This is a genomic window from Vibrio sp. 378 (genome assembly GCF_033339435.1).
Genome location: NZ_JAWOUO010000137.1, coordinates 1 through 1,104, shown reverse-complemented (window position 1 = coordinate 1,104; position 1,104 = coordinate 1). Strand labels below are relative to the sequence as shown.

General features: G+C 46.5%; 1 protein-coding gene. It reads right to left on the bottom strand.

What is annotated here, in order from left to right; all coding sequences use genetic code 11:
* The coding region (gene fliD / locus R7Q48_RS24650; protein ID WP_318132742.1) for a flagellar filament capping protein FliD at nt 1-1,035 on the bottom strand (1,035 nt) is incomplete at its 3' end.
* Between the last annotated feature and the right edge of the window lie 69 nt (nt 1,036-1,104).

The following is a 1,104-nucleotide window of genomic DNA, read 5'->3' as shown; positions in this document are numbered from 1 at the left end:
TTTCAATTTGCCATGGCGATCCAACGTTACGCCTATTTCGCTTAAGCGCATGCCGCCGTGCTCGCCTCGGACAAGGCTTGATAGTTGGCTTTCAATTGAGCGCATGGTTGGGTCGCTAGCTAGAACACCGCGTTTTTTATCTTCACTGCCGATTTGTGTGTGTTCATCAATTGTAGATATCAATGTGTTGTAGGCGTCTACGAACTTGTTAAGCTGCTCTTTGGTTGCTTCGTCATCAGCGTCGATACCTAAACCAATCGCGGTTTCTCCAGAGGTCTGAGCCTTGGTTACGGTAATGTCTACCCCATCGATAACACCTTCAAACGTATTGCTCGAGTTAGTGAGTTTTAGACCAGTTTTCTCTGCACCCAACCAGATCACGGCATCTTGGGGGGCACTGATTTGACTAAGGTTTGTGAATGCATCTTCAAACCACGCTTGGCCTGTACCCGTTGCGGACACGTTGATTTGGTTAGCGACGCCGGTTTCAGTGCTTGAAAGCATGAAGTGAGTCTGACCATTTGAGCGTACCAAGGTTGCGTTTACACCTGGGTTATCACTGTTGTTATTGATCGCTTTTGTTAGGTCACTCACCGTCGTTACACCATCACCGTCGGTATCGACCGTTGATAGATCAATCGTCATTGTTTTACCGTTGATGGTGAACTCAAGATTTCCTGTTTTTGGGATTTCAGTGGTTGCGTCTAGATCTGCTGGCATTCCAGTAGAAACTTGGTGTGACGTTGCTACTTGCTCGACGAATATCTGATAACTACCCGATAGAGCCTTAGCGTCTGCATTTGCAGTAAAGTAGCCTTCTTGAGAGATGGAGGTGGAGTTTTTAATGATGCTGTTTGTGCTGCTGTTCATTTCGTTGAGCGCAGTGCGGAACTCACGCATGGCACTCTCAACTTTACCCAGAGCAGATAGCTGAGATTGATACGTATTGGTTTGCAGTTGGTAGCGTTGTTTAAAAGGTTGAATTTCGATCTGCGCGAACTGGGCTGCAAAGGTTGCTGGATCTATTGAACTCACGAGCTTACTCCCTCTCTCATTGGTAATTGGCGTAACTCTATGCCTTGAAAGTATGTCTTATCGCAAGAT